Origin of the sequence: Weizmannia sp. FSL K6-0777, from assembly GCF_038593185.1 — a bacterium.
Taxonomy (GTDB): Bacteria; Bacillota; Bacilli; order Bacillales; family Bacillaceae_C; genus Weizmannia; species Weizmannia faecalis.
In genome coordinates this window covers 1,570,151-1,585,083 of record NZ_CP151971.1, presented here as the reverse complement: position 1 = coordinate 1,585,083, position 14,933 = coordinate 1,570,151, and the positions used below count along the sequence as shown (strand labels likewise).

The 14,933-nt window shown below is 45.1% G+C and carries 17 protein-coding genes; 10 read left to right on the top strand and 7 right to left on the bottom strand.

Going from position 1 to position 14,933, the window contains the following annotated elements; translation table 11 throughout:
• Window positions 1–114: 114 nt before the first annotated feature.
• Complete coding sequence (locus tag NST70_RS07350) at window positions 115–1,350, top strand: IS256 family transposase (protein WP_026684065.1); 1,236 nt, start codon at window positions 115–117, stop codon at window positions 1,348–1,350.
• Between the two features lie 91 nt (window positions 1,351–1,441).
• Here the strand turns inward: NST70_RS07350 and NST70_RS07345 are convergent, their stop codons facing one another.
• From NST70_RS07345 to NST70_RS07335, 3 genes are all read right to left on the bottom strand, one after another.
• On the bottom strand, window positions 1,442–1,663 hold the full coding sequence (locus NST70_RS07345) for a hypothetical protein (protein ID WP_071451898.1): 222 nt from the start codon (window positions 1,661–1,663) through the stop codon (window positions 1,442–1,444).
• Between the two features lie 32 nt (window positions 1,664–1,695).
• Window positions 1,696–2,316: a DUF1672 family protein gene (locus NST70_RS07340; protein WP_014098383.1), complete on the bottom strand. Its 621-nt coding sequence runs from the start codon at window positions 2,314–2,316 to the stop codon at window positions 1,696–1,698.
• A gap of 220 nt (window positions 2,317–2,536) precedes the next feature.
• Complete coding sequence (locus NST70_RS07335) at window positions 2,537–3,451, bottom strand: DUF1672 domain-containing protein (RefSeq protein ID WP_014098384.1); 915 nt, start codon at window positions 3,449–3,451, stop codon at window positions 2,537–2,539.
• A gap of 521 nt (window positions 3,452–3,972) precedes the next feature.
• Here NST70_RS07335 and NST70_RS07330 point away from each other — a divergent pair.
• From NST70_RS07330 to NST70_RS07315, 4 genes are all read left to right on the top strand, one after another.
• Window positions 3,973–4,665: a response regulator transcription factor gene (locus NST70_RS07330; RefSeq protein WP_014098385.1), complete on the top strand. Its 693-nt coding sequence runs from the start codon at window positions 3,973–3,975 to the stop codon at window positions 4,663–4,665.
• Complete coding sequence (locus NST70_RS07325; protein ID WP_014098386.1) at window positions 4,662–5,666, top strand: sensor histidine kinase; 1,005 nt, start codon at window positions 4,662–4,664, stop codon at window positions 5,664–5,666. Before NST70_RS07330 ends, NST70_RS07325 begins: the two co-directional genes overlap by 4 nt.
• 96 nt (window positions 5,667–5,762) lie before the next feature.
• On the top strand, window positions 5,763–6,524 hold the full coding sequence (locus tag NST70_RS07320) for an ABC transporter ATP-binding protein (protein WP_046721155.1): 762 nt from the start codon (window positions 5,763–5,765) through the stop codon (window positions 6,522–6,524).
• Window positions 6,514–8,457 (top strand): FtsX-like permease family protein, encoded by a 1,944-nt coding sequence (locus NST70_RS07315; RefSeq protein WP_071451896.1) that lies wholly within the window; start codon window positions 6,514–6,516, stop codon window positions 8,455–8,457. Before NST70_RS07320 ends, NST70_RS07315 begins: the two co-directional genes overlap by 11 nt.
• A 95-nt stretch (window positions 8,458–8,552) precedes the next feature.
• On the opposite strand, the gene NST70_RS07310 is transcribed toward NST70_RS07315, so the two are convergent.
• Window positions 8,553–8,852, bottom strand: coding sequence for a hypothetical protein (locus NST70_RS07310; RefSeq protein ID WP_014098389.1), 300 nt, complete (start codon window positions 8,850–8,852; stop codon window positions 8,553–8,555).
• Window positions 8,853–8,961: 109 nt separating this feature from the next.
• On the opposite strand from NST70_RS07310, the gene NST70_RS07305 reads away from it, so the two are divergent.
• Window positions 8,962–9,252, top strand: coding sequence for a DUF1292 domain-containing protein (locus NST70_RS07305; protein WP_046721157.1), 291 nt, complete (start codon window positions 8,962–8,964; stop codon window positions 9,250–9,252).
• A 155-nt stretch (window positions 9,253–9,407) separates the two neighbouring features.
• On the opposite strand, the gene NST70_RS07300 is transcribed toward NST70_RS07305, so the two are convergent.
• A complete protein-coding gene (locus NST70_RS07300) occupies window positions 9,408–10,346 on the bottom strand; it encodes an NAD(P)/FAD-dependent oxidoreductase (protein ID WP_046721158.1) in 939 nt (312 codons plus the stop codon).
• A gap of 17 nt (window positions 10,347–10,363) precedes the next feature.
• Window positions 10,364–11,011, bottom strand: coding sequence for a GTP cyclohydrolase I FolE (gene folE / locus NST70_RS07295; protein ID WP_046721159.1), 648 nt, complete (start codon window positions 11,009–11,011; stop codon window positions 10,364–10,366).
• Window positions 11,012–11,412: 401 nt separating this feature from the next.
• Between folE and NST70_RS07290 the strand changes: the two genes are divergently transcribed.
• Complete coding sequence (locus NST70_RS07290; protein WP_013859272.1) at window positions 11,413–11,616, top strand: cold-shock protein; 204 nt, start codon at window positions 11,413–11,415, stop codon at window positions 11,614–11,616.
• 153 nt (window positions 11,617–11,769) lie between these two features.
• Here NST70_RS07290 and NST70_RS07285 read toward each other — a convergent pair whose 3' ends face one another.
• On the bottom strand, window positions 11,770–12,021 hold the full coding sequence (locus NST70_RS07285) for a hypothetical protein (RefSeq protein ID WP_046721160.1): 252 nt from the start codon (window positions 12,019–12,021) through the stop codon (window positions 11,770–11,772).
• Between the two features lie 247 nt (window positions 12,022–12,268).
• On the opposite strand from NST70_RS07285, the gene msrA reads away from it, so the two are divergent.
• The 3 genes from msrA (at window position 12,269) to NST70_RS07270 (ending at window position 14,928) form a co-directional block, all read left to right on the top strand.
• Window positions 12,269–12,799, top strand: a complete 531-nt coding sequence (gene msrA / locus NST70_RS07280) for a peptide-methionine (S)-S-oxide reductase MsrA (protein ID WP_017550823.1) — start codon at window positions 12,269–12,271, stop codon at window positions 12,797–12,799.
• Window positions 12,800–12,895: 96 nt separating this feature from the next.
• The gene (locus NST70_RS07275; RefSeq protein WP_014098395.1) at window positions 12,896–13,192 is read left to right on the top strand and encodes a phasin family protein; all 297 of its coding nucleotides are present in this window, start codon (window positions 12,896–12,898) and stop codon (window positions 13,190–13,192) included.
• Between the two features lie 65 nt (window positions 13,193–13,257).
• A complete protein-coding gene (locus tag NST70_RS07270; protein ID WP_014098396.1) occupies window positions 13,258–14,928 on the top strand; it encodes an AarF/ABC1/UbiB kinase family protein in 1,671 nt (556 codons plus the stop codon).
• The last annotated feature ends 5 nt before the right edge of the window (window positions 14,929–14,933 follow it).

Genomic DNA, 14,933 nt, shown 5'->3' with positions numbered 1-14,933 from the left:
TTTCATTTCTCTTGCCGTCTCTATCATTTTTTTATAGAAAATGAGCCAGAGCCCATCATCTCAGTTAGAATAGAGTTAACCAAAAAACTAAATTTCTAAAGGAGAGATTCAGGGATGGCTCAATTACAGATTACTCTAGATGAACAACTTTTGCATCAATTATTTCTTGGCGATTCAAAAGAATCGGGTATAAATGCCCTTTTGGAGGCGATTTTGAATCAAGTTCTGGAGGCACAGGCCAGCGAACAGCTGAAAGCCGAAAAATATGAACGTAATGAAGCTAGAATTGATTACCGAAACGGCTCCTACCCCCGCCAACTAAAAACCCGCGTGGGAAAGCTCTCTTTGTACGTTCCCAGGCTGCGCAACGGTCATTTTTCAACTGATCTCTTTCAGCGTTATCAGCGTAGTGAACAAGCACTGGTCCTGTCTTTGATGGAAATGGTGATTAATGGTGTTTCTACGCGCCGTGTCAGTCAAATCACCGAAGAGCTCTGTGGTTCAGACTTCTCGAAGTCGACCGTGTCGAATCTTTGTGGGCAGCTGGATCCCGTGGTTACGGGCTGGAATAACCGTCCCCTAGAGGGCAGCTATCCGTTTCTGTTTGTGGATGCAATTTATACAAAGGTGCGTGAAAATGGCCGTGTCCGTTCCCGGGGTGTATTGATTAGCTATGGTGTCAACGAGAAAGGCTATCGATCGATTCTTGGCCTAAAAGTCGATGACAGTGAAAGCACAGAGGCTTGGAAGAATTATTTTGATTGGCTAAAATCTCGTGGACTAAAGGGCGTAGATGTAATCGTTAGCGATGATCATGGCGGTTTAGTCAGCGCTGTTCAAAAAGCGTTTCAGGGAGCAACGTGGCAAAGATGTCAAGCTCATTTTCTGCGTAACGTACACGATCGGCTTCCAAAACATTTAGAGAGCGAAGGAACTGAACAAGTGAAAGCCATTCTCCACGCTCCAGACATTGAAACAGCACACACACTACTTCAGTCCTTTCTGAATACTTATCAGGATAAAGCGCCTAAAGTGACTGAAATGGTAGAGGAAGCCTTTGACGATGTCACTGCAGCACTCTCACTTCCGGAGCCGTATCGTCGTCGCCTGAGAACGACAAACGGCATGGAACGACTCAATGAAGAATTTCGCCGTCGGGAACAGGTTATCCGTATTTTTCCTAACCGGGATTCCGTAATCCGGCTAATGGGTTCTGTTCTCATGGAAAAGGATGAAAAATGGGCAGAAGGACGCCGCTATTTGAAGATGGAAGACTATTTTGAATGGAAAGCCAAACAACCGAAATCGTCTGACCAATCCAACAAAGCGACAGACATTTATTCGGGTTAATTACTCTATCCCGACTGAGAGGAATTTACACACAAAAAAAGACTTGACCGAAGTATTATCATTTTGCTTTAAAATACTCATTAACCACACCTCATTTACTAGGTTCCAAGATGATATCATCTACCCCTGATGTCGTACCTTCCTGCTTTTTCGCCGTTCCTGTTCTTTTTAATATTTCGTTACTTTTGATATAAACACCATAATTCCCCGGTGGTAACCCATTTGATTTTTTTAATTTATTAATCACTTCTTTGGCTATTGATTTATCTGGGAGACTATGTTTTTTCTCCATAAAAAATGTGAGCGTAATCATCATTCCCTCCTTATCGAATGGTGTTTGCTTTATTAAATGTATAGCAGAAAGGCATGATAGGCTTCTGGAAATATTAAATCCGACGTACTTGTGTAGTAATATGGGGTGGTGAAACCAGTGCTGGCAGTATGATCCACAGCTTCTTTGGTCCTACCAATAACCGGGTATTCTCTCGCAATCGCCGTACAAAATGCATCCAGCTTTTGAAATTCCTTTTCATATGCCATGACATACAAACCTGTTGTAATTGCCCCTTCAACAGAGCCCTCATAGGCGCCCACATCGCCAATCTTTTTGTTTTCCAAATCAATTCCAACGATGACAGAGGTATGAAATTTCGGATCTTTTTTGGATTCAACAAATACAACTGCCGCGTCAGTTGCGCCGTATATATGATGGACGGTGATATCCAGATGGTATTTTTGGATAAAATATTGCTTGACCCTTTGAACGATTTGTTTCCGGTGCTGATTCGCAAATTTCCCTGTCTCTTCTCCGTTATCAAACGAATAACCTTGCCCCGTGTAATCCTGTACCGGCATGTACTCTGATGCTTCCGCCCGCTTTTTTTCATCCCCTTTATGCGGCATTAAGCTACACCCCCCTAATAAAAACAGCAGCATCACGACCATTCCGCTTCTTTTAAAAGTCATTATTTACACTCCAAACAAAAGTAATTTTCCTTTTTAGAAAAACTGATCTAAAATGCCTGGCGTTGTATCCGACTACCATTGCATCAGGACCGGAAGATGAATGATTATAGTTAGTTTGTTTAACAATAGATATACGAACGAAATTTATTTATCTTTTGAGGATGGTCACATATATGGAATCCGCTCAATTTAATCAAATCCTGATCAGAAATACGTTTTTTCATTTCGCCACTTCCCCATTTGGTTCAATAATCACATCATTGTTTTTTGTATCTGAATCTTCATAATCCTTTTCGGTTCCAGTCCGCATTAAAATATCATTACTATTTACGGATATTGAATATTCACCCGGCGGAAAATCTTTTTGTTTTTTCAATTCATCTTTTATCTTATTTACAAGCGTTTTATCAGGGTGCTCATGTTTTTTTCGCATATAAAATGTTAATTCTATTATCATATTGTCAGGAACGAATTTTTGATCTTCTATCTGCTTTTTTAGATTCTGACCAGTGGTTTTTGGGTTATTTAGAAAAGATTTGTAAGCCTTTAAAAACTCTAAATGCGTCGTATTTAAATAATAATATGGCGTAGCATAACCGGAATCAACTGTATGATCCACAGCTTCCTTTGTCCTGCCAATAACCGGGTATTCTTTCGTAATCGCCGTACAAAAATCATCCAGTCTTTGAAATTCCTTTTCATATGCCATGACGTACAAACCTGATGTAATTGCCCCTTCAACCGAGCCCTCATAGGCGCCTACATTGCCAATCTTTTTGTTTTCCAAATCAATTCCAACGATGACAGAGGTGTGAAATTTCGGATCTTTTTTGGATTCAACAAAAACTACTGCCGCGTCAGTTGCCCCGTAGATCTGATGGACAGTAATATCCAGATGGTATTTTTGTCTAAAATATTGCTTAACCTTTTCAACGATTTGTTTCCGGTGCTGATTGGCAAATTTCCCTGTCTCTTCTCCATTATCAAACGAATAACCTTGCCCCGTGTAATCTTGTACCGGCATGTACTCTGATGCTTCCGCCTGCTTTTTTTCATCCGCTTTATTCGGCATCAAGCTACAACTTCCTAACAAAAACAGCATCATCATGATTATTACGCTTCTTTTAAACTTCATGTTCTCACCTCAACAATACCAGCATTTAGCCCGCTGCAAACAGTACATAAATCCGCGAAAAAAATTACCTTTCTACTTTCATTCTATTAAAAAGCAATATTATCTACCCATCTTCCTTGGAAAATAAACCAAAATTTTTATATTTGTACATCCTCAAAATTTTCATTTAAGTTGATTTTAACAGCTGTACTGCATAGCGTCCATCAGCCAATTGACGCATCTCCCGCGTTTCTCCAACGAAAAACGTCCTTTCTACAGGTACCAATTTATTCTTTTCGGGTTCTCGATAAGCATTCTGATTGCACGCATCTGGGATTATCATTCATATATTTTAGCGCTTTCGGGCATTGCGTTCCTTTTTCTGTGATTTGGAAGAGCATTGGTTTGCTTTCTAAAAGAAGTGATAAGGAAAAAGCGCAGCAAAAGGAAGTATGCCGCGCTTTCTCGTTGATGGTTAATGTAGCCTGCTTTCGCCTTTTCTTGTAAAATGGAGGGTAGCAAAAATAGAAAGAGTGGTCCGGTTGATAAAAATTCTAATCATTGAAGACGATGTGACGCTGTTTCGTGAAGTGAAAGAAAGACTTTCGCAGTGGTCATTTGAAGTTGCGGGGATCCGCGATTTTGGACAGGTGATGGAGGAATTTGCGGAATTCCGGCCTGATCTGGTAGTCATTGACATCCAGCTACCGAAATTTGACGGGTTCCACTGGTGCCGACAAATTCGCGCGCACTCCCATGTCCCAATCCTTTTCCTTTCTTCCCGCGACCATCCGACAGATATGGTGATGGCGATGCAGCTCGGCGCGGACGATTATGTGCAAAAGCCTTTTCATATCGACGTGTTAATCGCCAAAATCCAGGCTATTTTGCGTCGGGTATATGCCTACACGAGCGAGCAGACGGTTTTAAAAACATGGTGCGGGGCCACAATCGATTTGCAGAAAAACACGGTCGAAAATGAACATGGATGCATTGAACTGTCAAAAAACGAAATGTTTATTTTAAAAATATTGGTGGACATGAAAAACCGGATTGTGAGCCGCACGCATCTGATCGAATGTTTATGGGACGATGAAAGGTTTGTGAGCGATAATACATTGACCGTGAACGTCAACCGCCTGCGGAAAAAACTTTCCACGATCGGGCTCGGTGACTGTATCGAAACAAAAGTGGGCCAAGGCTATATGGCGCTTGAAAAGGATGCCGGCCTATGATCCGGATATTTCTTGTTGAACGAAAAAGCTGGGTAATATTTTTTGCCGCCTGCCAGCTGATGCTGCTTTTCATTGCATGGCTTGATCCGCAAATCGCGCTTTCATCCGTTCTTTATATCGTTTTTTTAGAAACGATTGCTTTTCTTCTTTTCCTTTTCTTCCGCGCCCGGAAAGAAGTGAAATTTTATCAAAGCCTTTCAGAATGGGATGGGGATCTTGATACGAGCGAGATCACCCGCCCCAGAACCCCTTTTGAACAGATCGTGCATCAGGCCGTACAAGCGCAGGCGGAACATCTACGGGCGGAAACCGACCGGAACGCGTCCGCGGTGCAAGAAGAACAAGATGAATTAACAGCATGGGTACATGAGGTCAAAACGCCGATGACCGCCATGCAGCTCATCATTGACCGGCTTCAAGATGAAGAAGCAAAAGTGTCGCTCAATTATGAATGGCTGCGCATCCACCACCTGCTTGACAAACAGCTTCATGAAAAACGGATCGGCAATATGGAAAATGACGTTTATATGGAAAATGTTGACCTGAAACGCCTGATCTTCCAGGAAATCAAAGCGATTCAGCCATGGTGCATTCAAAAAGGCATCGGTTTTGACGTCTCACCGGGGGTTCCGGCAATGGTTACAGATGCAAAATGGCTGTCGTTTATCCTCCGGCAATTGCTGGTAAATGCGGTCCAGTACAGTTGCGGGACAGACATCTCCATTTCCGGAAAAATAGCAGACGGCCGCTTCCAATTATCGGTGGCAGACAAGGGGCGCGGCATTGACCCGAAAGATTTGCCGCGCATTTTTGAAAAGGGCTTCACCTCTTCTGACCGCAGCCAAAACAGGGGGGCAACCGGCCTCGGCCTGTATCTTGCCAAAAGGGCGGCAGAAAAATTAAATATCCTGCTTACTGTCCAGTCGGTTCCCGGCGCCGGTTCGACCTTTACGCTCATCTTCCCGGAAAGAAATAGCTTGCAGCAAATTACAGGCATGTGACAAAACTGTCATATGCTTTTCTGTATTGTTAGCTGAAACGAAGGAAGAAACATGCCGGCTTTTCTATAATGAAATCATATCAGAAAGGGGGAGCCAATCATGATCCTTGAAGCAAAAAATGTTTATAAAACGTACGGCAACAAGTGGAACAAACAAGAAGTTTTAAAAGGGATTGATTTAAATGTTGAAAAAGGAGAATTCACGAGCATTATGGGGCCGTCAGGTTCCGGAAAAACGACATTGTTAAATGTTTTATCCTCTATTGACCGGCCCAGCCGCGGTTCCATTGAAATCGAAGGCAAGGCGTTGACGAAAATGAAAGACAAGCAGCTGGCAGAGTTCCGGAAAAGGCATTTAGGCTTTATTTTCCAGGAATACCATTTGCTTGATACGTTAACGGTGAAGGAAAATATATTGCTGCCGCTGTCTGTGAAAAAAGTTTCAAAACGCGAGGCGAACGAAAAATTCCATGCGGTTGCGGAAGAACTCGGTATTACCGATATTCAGGACAAGTATCCGAATGAAATATCCGGCGGGCAGAAGCAGCGGACATCAGCAGCGCGGGCGTTTGTCCATGAACCGGGTCTTATTTTTGCCGACGAACCAACAGGTGCGCTCGATTCAAAGTCGGCATCCGACCTTTTGAATAAATTAAGCCGCCTGAACGAAAAAAGAAACGCAACCATCTTAATGGTCACCCATGATGCGGCCGCAGCCAGCTATTCGGGCAGGGTCATTTTCATCAAAGACGGGCAGATTTATTCGCAACTGCATAAAGGCACCGAATCAAGACAGGATTTCTATCAGGCCATCCTGAAAACACAGGCCGTGCTGGGAGGTGTGCAGCATGACGATTAACGGTTTGATTTACCGCAATTTTAAAAAGAACCTTCCACATTATGCGCTGTATATTTTCGCACTCGCCTTTAGTGCTGCATTATACTTTGCGTTTGTGACACTGCAATACGCCCCTTCTCTCGCCGAAGTAAAATCTTCCGTAAAAGGGCTGGCCGCGCTAAAGGTGGCGTCGGTTTTGCTGATCGTCATTGTGGCGGTGTTTCTCTTTTATGCCAACCATTTGTTTATGAAAAGGCGGAGCAAGGAAATCGGGCTTTTCCAGCTTGTCGGCATGACGAAAAAAGAAGTGTTCCGGATTTTAGGGACGGAGAATTTTTTGCTCTACTACGGCTCACTCTTTGCCGGCATCTTTTTCGGGTTTGCGGCATCCAAGCTGCTGATGATGCTGCTGCTCCGGATCATTCAAGTGGAAACAAAGGTTTCCCTTTATTTTTCGATGAAGGCTTTCGGGCAGACGCTCCTTGTCTTTACCATTATTTTCATCCTGATCCTGCTGATCAACAGCATCTTTATCAAACGGCAGACGATCCTTTCCCTTTTCCGTACCGTTTCCTCCACGGAAGACCGGGCCGGGCGAATCTCCAAAGCGGGATTGCTGCTTGGAATAATCGGATTTGTATGCATCGGGGCAGGATACTATATTTCATCAGAATTGTTCAATGGAGACTTTGTAACAGTGCGTGCTTTGTATACGGCAATGATTAGCATTTTAGCCCTTGTTATTTTCGGGACCTATCTTTTTTATAAAACATCTGTCCGGTTTGTTTTTTACCTCATCCGGAAAAAGAAAGGCGGGTATTTGAATATCCGGGATGTCATGTCACTATCCGCCATCATGTTCCGGATCCGTTCAAACGCAGTGCTGCTGACCATCATCACAACCGTGTCGGCCCTTGCGATCGGCTTATTGTCATTAAGCTACATTACCTTTTATTCTGCTGAAGAAACAGCCCATAATATGACAGCTGCGGACTTTTCATTTATCAAGACGAATGAGGCGAAACAATTTACAGAACGTTTAAATGAAAACAACATCCCCTATGAAAAAGAAGAAATTGAAGTCGTACGGGTTACAGCCGATTTAAGCAGCCTGTTCGATAAAAAATCAAAAGATCTGAAGTTCGACTCCAAAGCTGTACCGATAGCGGTCGTAAGCGATGCGGCAGTAAAAGGAATGGATGTAAAACCCGGGCAGGCGGTTTTTTCCGGCTATTCCGATGCTTTAGCCAGATTTCTGCCGATGAAATCGGAAGGGATGATTGACTTAACGGGCAAGCGGAAAACAGCCAGACTGCGCACCGTTGCCCTTCGAAAAGACCAGGTTCTTTCCAATTATTTTTCAGGCAGCATGCCCGTTCTGGTAACGGATGATGTATTATTCCAGGCGTTAAAAAAGGATACGGACCCGAAAATTCAATTGAACTCGAATCTCTTTACCGGCATCAATCTGAAAAAAGATGAAGATCTTGACAAAGCAAACCAGCTGTTCCAAAGTCTGCATTTCCCGTCGGATTCCTTTGCCTACTCCAGTCCTGAAATCATCAAAATGCAAAAAGAAAACATGGGGGTGATGATGTTTATTGTTGGATTTCTTGGACTCACTTTTCTGGTCACATCCGGCTGCATTTTGTATTTCAAACAAATGGAAGAAAGCGAAGAGGAAAAACCGGCCTACACCATTTTGCGCAAGCTTGGCTTTACCATGCAGGATTTAACAACAGGGATCCGGATCAAGCAGCTTTACAATTTTGGCATTCCACTTTTGCTCGGTCTTGCGCACAGCTACTTTGCAGTAAAATCCGGCTGGTTCTTTTTTGGGTCCGAACTGTGGACACCGATGCTGATCGTGATGGGCCTATATACGTTGTTTTATTCGGTATTTGCCCTGCTCTCTGTCGAAGGATTTAAAAAGGCGATACGCGATTCCTTATAATGATCACCCCTTGGGCATCCAAGGGGTGATTTTGTCATTTCCGAAATTGAAAAAACACCATTATGGGTCGTCTCCACGCAGGTTTGTTTCTGGACTCACCGTTTTAACTTGGCGTTTTCTTCCGACACAACGAAAGCCAAATCGTCATTGCCAAATAAGGATAATACATTCAATACAGTCCCGGTGCTGATTTCTCCCGCTTCTTCTTTCGGTACCGTTAGGGCAAGCGCTTCTTCCAGCAAGCCATTTTTTTCTTGTTGCGGATATGCCCTGCTGTAAAGTTCTTCCGGATCAAGCCCATTGTTCACGCACCACTGGGCAAAAATGAGTGCCATCATTTTCTCATCCATTTTGTATTGCTGAATGATTTTTTCTTCCATGTCTTTTTTATCCATATATAAACACTCCTTTCCGATAGTCGGCTGCGATCATAAGCGTATTTTTTCGGCATGTTTTTTCCGTTTTTTTATACAATACCAAACAAGAAGCGAAGGAGGAGACCTGATGGCAAATATTGAACAGGGTGAAGTGTTTACAATTACAGAAAACGGACGTGAGCAAGAAGTGGAAATCATCGGCGTATTGTCGCTAGAAGGAACAGAATATGCCGCCGTTTCTTTTGTTGAAGATTTAGAGGAACAGACAGGCCGGGACTTAGATGTGTTTTTCTTGAAAACAGACGAAGAAGGCGATCTTGACGCTCTCCATTCAAACGAAGAATATGAAAAAGTTTCTGCCGCATTCAGCCGGGTGTTGGGCGGGGAAGATGCCTCACAACCTGGCGGCCGGGATTAAAACAAAAAAGGCACGGGGAAAAATGTTTTATAAACTATCGCCTCTGTACACTTTCGTTGTTTTTTTCGAAAACGCTCCATCTTTTCACCGGGACGCATTACCCGGCTTTATGCCGGCGTGCGCGGGGCCGTAAAGCCGGTAGCAGATCGTTTATTTTACCGCGCGGGTACCTCCGCCAAACGGGAGGCAATATGCTTTGCTGCAGCAGCCCCCTGCCCGGCCGCCCCTGCAATACTGGAATAAAGCGGACCAAGGCAGTTGTCTCCGATTGCATACAGCCATTCACATTCGGTTTTCCCGTAACCGTCCGAAACAATGTACCCGTCCGCATCTGTCCCCGTAACATTTTGAACGAGTGCGCTGTTTGGTTCCATCCCAATCCGGACGAAAACCGCGGATACCGACAAAAAACAGGATTCACCGCTTGAATGGATGAGTTCCACCGCTTCGGTTTGGTTTTCCCCGATAATGGCTTTCACACGCATATTCGGCAAAATCCGGATGTTCTTATAAGATTGGGCCCGACTGAGATATGCCTGCCTGGCCCTGAAACGTTCCGAGCGGTGAATAAGATAGACGTGCGCCCCTGCTTCGGCAAGCAAACAAGCCCCTTCAAAAGCACGGTCGCCGCCGCCGATGACTGCAGCAGATTTTCCTTTAAACAAATGGCTGTCCTTCGTCGCCGAATAAATTTCCCCGCGGGCGAACATCTCTTTTTCCCCCGGCACACCGAGTTTTCTACGCACGGCACCGGCGGCATAAATCAAGTAGCGAAAACCGATTTGGGTCTTAAGCCCGCCTGTTTCCACCACCGCAACTTTTCTTTCGGCATCTATCTTTACGACACGCGTATTCACCCGGTACCGGCATTGCAACGACTCGGCATGCCGAACAAAATAGCGGCGCATTTCCTCCCCGTTTTCCGCTTGCAGGCCGGGATAATCAATAATGCGATTATGGATCAGGCTGAGCTGCCCGCCAAGCATCTTGTGTTCCTCAACAAGCAGATGGTCCATGCCAAGCCGGTTGCACCAGATCGCTGCCGAAATGCCGGCAGGGCCGCCCCCGATGATCAATATGTCCGCATCTAGCATAAACACCATCCTTTTTTCTATTTGAGTAAGGACAAAAATTCGGCGCGCAAATCCGCCCGCCCTTCAAAAATGCCACGGTAAGACATCGTGGTCGTGGACGCATCCGACTTTTTCACGCCCCGCCCGCACATGCACATATGCTTGGCCTCTAAAACCACCATCGTGCCCTGCGGTTCAAGCACTTCTTCCACCGCATCCGCAATTTGTTTTGTCAGCCGTTCCTGAACTTGAAAACGCCTGGCGTAGCCGTCGACCATGCGCGCAATTTTCGACAGGCCGGTGATTTTTTCATTTGGAAAATAGGCGACATGAGCGACGCCGAAAAATGGCGCGAAGTGGTGCTCACATATGGAATAAAATTCGATATCTTTTACAAGTACGAGCTCCTTGTGGTCGTGGTCGACATCAAATGTTTTTGCCAAATGCATTTTCGGGTCTTCCCGGTACCCTTCTGTATATTCCAAAAAGGCCTTCAGCACCCGGTAAGGCGTTTCCTGCAAGCCGTCGCGGTCCGGATCATCGCCGCATAAGTCAACCAGACTGCGGACAGCTTCCATAAATTGACCCGACTGTTCGAGCTTTTTGCTGATCACAGCGGGATGATCTATTTGATCTTTAAAAGTTTCTTCTATGAGTTGATGTTCCTTTTGTCCGGAAACAATCATGAATGGGTACAGCTCCTTTTGCAATGAAGTTTTCACTATCCGGCTATTTAAAAGTGTACAACGGCTGCCCGATTATATCAAATGTTGATGCCGCAAAGTGTATCAAGCTTTTTCCAAATGGACGCCCACGCCTGGGATGGATCCGGGCACCAACGGGGGGTGAAAACCGGCCGGCGTATATTTTCAGGGCATATAAGTTAAATTACTATTTCTGTAAATGTTGCCAGTAGCAATGTCTATCGCGATCGCAATTGATTTTGTCACGAAAAACTGAAGTTCATTTTATAAAGATACAGCAAAAAAAGCCGCAAATTTTGCCTGCAAGTGAGAAATGGCGTTTAAAACCCGGGATTCTGGATATATTAAAAGCAAGAAAGGTTAAAAATTAGGAGGCATTAAACGTGGAACATGGTACAGTAAAATGGTTTAACAGTGAAAAAGGCTATGGCTTTATTGAACGGGAAGGCGGAGACGACGTGTTTGTCCATTTCTCAGCCATCCAGGGTGAAGGCTATAAAACGCTTGAAGAAGGCCAGAAAGTATCGTTTGACGTGGAAGAAGGTTCACGCGGTCCGCAGGCGGCAAATGTTCAAAAAGAAGACTAACGGTGCCCTTTGCGGCATCGTTTTTTTGCATGAAAAAGGCCGTATTTCCCGCCGCTTAAATTTTTTCAGCCATCATAGATCCGAATGGATCGGCGCCCACTTCCCCCCAAAAAAAGAAACCCCGTGTATACAGGGTTCATGCTGTGCGAACGATTATCCCGCTTTTCTATATGACGGATCGTTTTCCGGATATTCATGCGGCAATTCTTTCCCTGACGCGCAAAGCATCAGCAAGTATGCCATGCCGAGCCCGTAAGTAATCATTCCCCCTAGCAGAAAACCCCAAAACAAAATCAAAGACCAGTCTGTTGTGTGAGCGCTTACAATAAAGTGAATAGAAAGAAAAATCGCACTCATGATCAGCTCAGCGGTTGCAACCAAATAGTACCCATTAAATTCCTTCATTTCACAACCCTCCCCTTTTGTATATTATATTACCTTATGTTCACAAAATGTTCAAATTTTAAACACATTTTTTAAAAATTTTTTGCACTTTAGTGGACAACGAAAAAATGATATGCTCTAAAATTCAAAGCTGGACAAATACAACCGAAATTTTTCGATTTTTCGCAGCAGACTGGGCATTCTTTCTTGTCGTGATGGGTAGGAAATGTTACGATTTAGAAAAAGCAACACCTTTGGAGGAGAAGAAATGGCAGAACAATTTCAGAAAGCAACTTTTGCCGGCGGCTGTTTTTGGTGCATGGTCAAACCTTTCGACCAGTGGGATGGCATTGAAAAAGTTGTTTCCGGATACACAGGGGGAACGGTCGACAATCCTTCGTATGAACAAGTAAAGACCGGAACGACCGGCCATTACGAAGCCGTCCAAATTACATATGATCCGGCAGTTTTTCCGTACGAAAAACTGCTCGAAATCTTTTGGCAGCAAATCGATCCGACCGATGCCGGCGGCCAGTTCCAGGATCGCGGCTCCAACTATCGGACGGCTATTTTTTACCATAATGAAGAGCAAAAGCGGCTGGCAGAAGCTTCAAAAAAGCAGCTTGCAGAAAGCGGCAAATTCAAAAAGCCGATTGTGACAGAAATTTTGCCGGCGAAGCCTTTTTATCCCGCCGAAGATTACCACCAGGATTTTTATAAGAAAAATCCGAATGCCTATCATGAAGACCGGGCGAAATCGGGCCGCGACACGTTTATTGCTTCCCACTGGGGAAAGTAGTCCGTTCATTGGCCATTTTTCACACCTTTCCGTTTGTGATTCCGGCCGGATTGGGCTATGATTACATTAAGATAGAGGAGAAAGGAAGGAATTGGAATGCGCGATAAAGTGAACCAATTGTTATCACTCGGCCTTGGCATGGCGGTGCTCAGCAAAGAACAAGTGGAAAAAGCAGTCAACCGCCTCGTGGAAAAAGGCAACCTGACAAAAGCGGAATCGACACAATTGATTGATGAACTGCTGGAAAAAGGGGAACAATCCAAACAAGAATTGAATCAGGCCTTGAAAGACCGGGTCAACGAGATCCTTTCTGAAATGAATGTTGCGACAAAAGATGAAATCAAGGCGCTGGAACTTCGCATCCAGCAGCTTGAAGAACGGTTGAATCCGTAAACCGGTTGGCCCTTTTGCCCGGGGCCGGCTGTTTTTTTGCATAAAACAAAACCGGGGGTGGTTGCTTGCTTTCCAGAAAAATGAAGCACGGAAAAAGATACCAGGAAATTGCCGGCGCCCTGATTAAAAATGGCCTCGGTTATTTAATCAGCGATTGGGGCCTTTCGGATTTACTTCCTTTTCCCTCGAAAAAAGCGGCTCCCCGCACCCCCCACCGCAGCACCGGGGAAAGGATCCGGCTGTTTTTAGAGGAATTGGGCCCGACCTTTATTAAACTCGGGCAGCTTGCCAGCTCCCGCCGTGATATTTTGCCGGAATCGATTATTGCTGACCTGGAAAAATTACAGGATAAGGCCACGCCGTTTCCGTTTGAAGAAGTAAAAAAGATTATCAGGGACGAATTTGGAGCGGGCGTTGAGGAGCTTTTTGCCGAATTCGATCCGGAGCCGCTCGCAACCGCATCGATCGGACAAGTGCATAAAGCCAAATTGCATACGGAAGAGCCGGTTGCGATCAAAATCCAGCGCCCGAATATCCGCCCAGTCATTGAAACCGATCTTGAAATATTGGAAAGCCTGTCCCTCTCCCTAGAGTCCCGTTTTGAATGGGCAAGGGCATACCAATTGCGGGACATTGTCGAAGAATTTTCCCAGGCGCTGTTGTCCGAGCTAGATTACTACCATGAAGGCCGGAATGCGGAACGGATCGCCAAACAATTTGAAGGCGATGAAAACATCCGGATTCCGAAAATTTACTGGGACTTTTCCACAAAAAGAGTCCTGACCATGGAGTACATAAAGGGCAGGAAAATCAGCGAATTTTTCAGTGAAACAGTCCCCGGATACCGAAAAAAAGCCATTTCTGAACGGCTGATCCATTCGATGCTGCAGCAGATTTTTGTGGAGGGATTTTTTCACGGCGATCCGCATCCGGGAAACATTGTCGTTTTGCCCGGCGATGTGATTTGTTATATGGATTTTGGCATGGTCGGCCGGCTTACGGAAGAGACCAAGTACCATTGCGCCTCACTTGTCATTGCGCTGATGCGGGCGGATACGAATGCCATTATGAAGTCGGTCGATGCGCTTGCGGAAATTCCGGAAGAAACCGATCTTCATCTGCTGAAGGAAGATGTCGAAGTTCTCCGCGAAAAATATTATGATCTGCCGCTCAGCCAGTTAAGCTTGCGGGAAGCCATCAATGATTTATACCATCTTGCGTTCAAATACCATATCCGCTTCCCTGCCGATCTGACGATACTCGGCAAATCGCTGATTACGGTGGAGGGTGTCGTGGAATCGCTTGACCCGGAATTCAGCCTGATCGAAGCTGCGCGCCCATTTGGGGAAAGGCTGCTTCGGGACCGTTTGCGGCCGGGCAGGGTCGCACAGAAAGGATGGAAAACGTTTTTGGACCAGGCGGAAATTTTGCTTGAGCTTCCGAAAAATTTGCGCGATATTTCCAAAACGATGCGGAAAGGCAAATTCAGGATGGAAGTCGTCATACCGGATTTGCATTTATTTTTGGAAAAACTTGACAGGATCAGCAACCGGCTTTCCTTCGCGATCGTCCTGCTCGCCTTTAGTATCCTGATGGTCGGGCTGATGATCGGAACGTCCATCAGCGGCCAATCGACGGTGATCTGGAAAAACCCGATCATTGAGATCGGATTTGGTGTCGCAACATTGATGCTTTTATGGCTGTTGCTGTCCATTTTTAAATCAGGAAAGTTTTAAAGGAG

What these genes read in the sequence shown, in the direction of transcription:
- NST70_RS07325 (WP_014098386.1), top strand. Translation starts at nt 4,662, where the DNA reads ATGATCCGGATATTTCTTGTTGAACGAAAAAGCTGGGTAATATTTTTT.
- NST70_RS07300 (WP_046721158.1), bottom strand. Translation starts at nt 10,346, where the DNA reads ATGCTAGATGCGGACATATTGATCATCGGGGGCGGCCCTGCCGGCATT.
- NST70_RS07285 (WP_046721160.1), bottom strand. Translation starts at nt 12,021, where the DNA reads ATGAAGGAATTTAATGGGTACTATTTGGTTGCAACCGCTGAGCTGATC.
- NST70_RS07315 (WP_071451896.1), top strand. Translation starts at nt 6,514, where the DNA reads ATGACGATTAACGGTTTGATTTACCGCAATTTTAAAAAGAACCTTCCA.
- NST70_RS07335 (WP_014098384.1), bottom strand. Translation starts at nt 3,451, where the DNA reads ATGAAGTTTAAAAGAAGCGTAATAATCATGATGATGCTGTTTTTGTTA.
- folE (WP_046721159.1), bottom strand. Translation starts at nt 11,011, where the DNA reads ATGATTGTTTCCGGACAAAAGGAACATCAACTCATAGAAGAAACTTTT.
- NST70_RS07340 (WP_014098383.1), bottom strand. Translation starts at nt 2,316, where the DNA reads ATGACTTTTAAAAGAAGCGGAATGGTCGTGATGCTGCTGTTTTTATTA.
- NST70_RS07305 (WP_046721157.1), top strand. Translation starts at nt 8,962, where the DNA reads ATGGCAAATATTGAACAGGGTGAAGTGTTTACAATTACAGAAAACGGA.
- NST70_RS07345 (WP_071451898.1), bottom strand. Translation starts at nt 1,663, where the DNA reads ATGATTACGCTCACATTTTTTATGGAGAAAAAACATAGTCTCCCAGAT.
- msrA (WP_017550823.1), top strand. Translation starts at nt 12,269, where the DNA reads ATGGCAGAACAATTTCAGAAAGCAACTTTTGCCGGCGGCTGTTTTTGG.
- NST70_RS07310 (WP_014098389.1), bottom strand. Translation starts at nt 8,852, where the DNA reads ATGGATAAAAAAGACATGGAAGAAAAAATCATTCAGCAATACAAAATG.
- NST70_RS07350 (WP_026684065.1), top strand. Translation starts at nt 115, where the DNA reads ATGGCTCAATTACAGATTACTCTAGATGAACAACTTTTGCATCAATTA.
- NST70_RS07275 (WP_014098395.1), top strand. Translation starts at nt 12,896, where the DNA reads ATGCGCGATAAAGTGAACCAATTGTTATCACTCGGCCTTGGCATGGCG.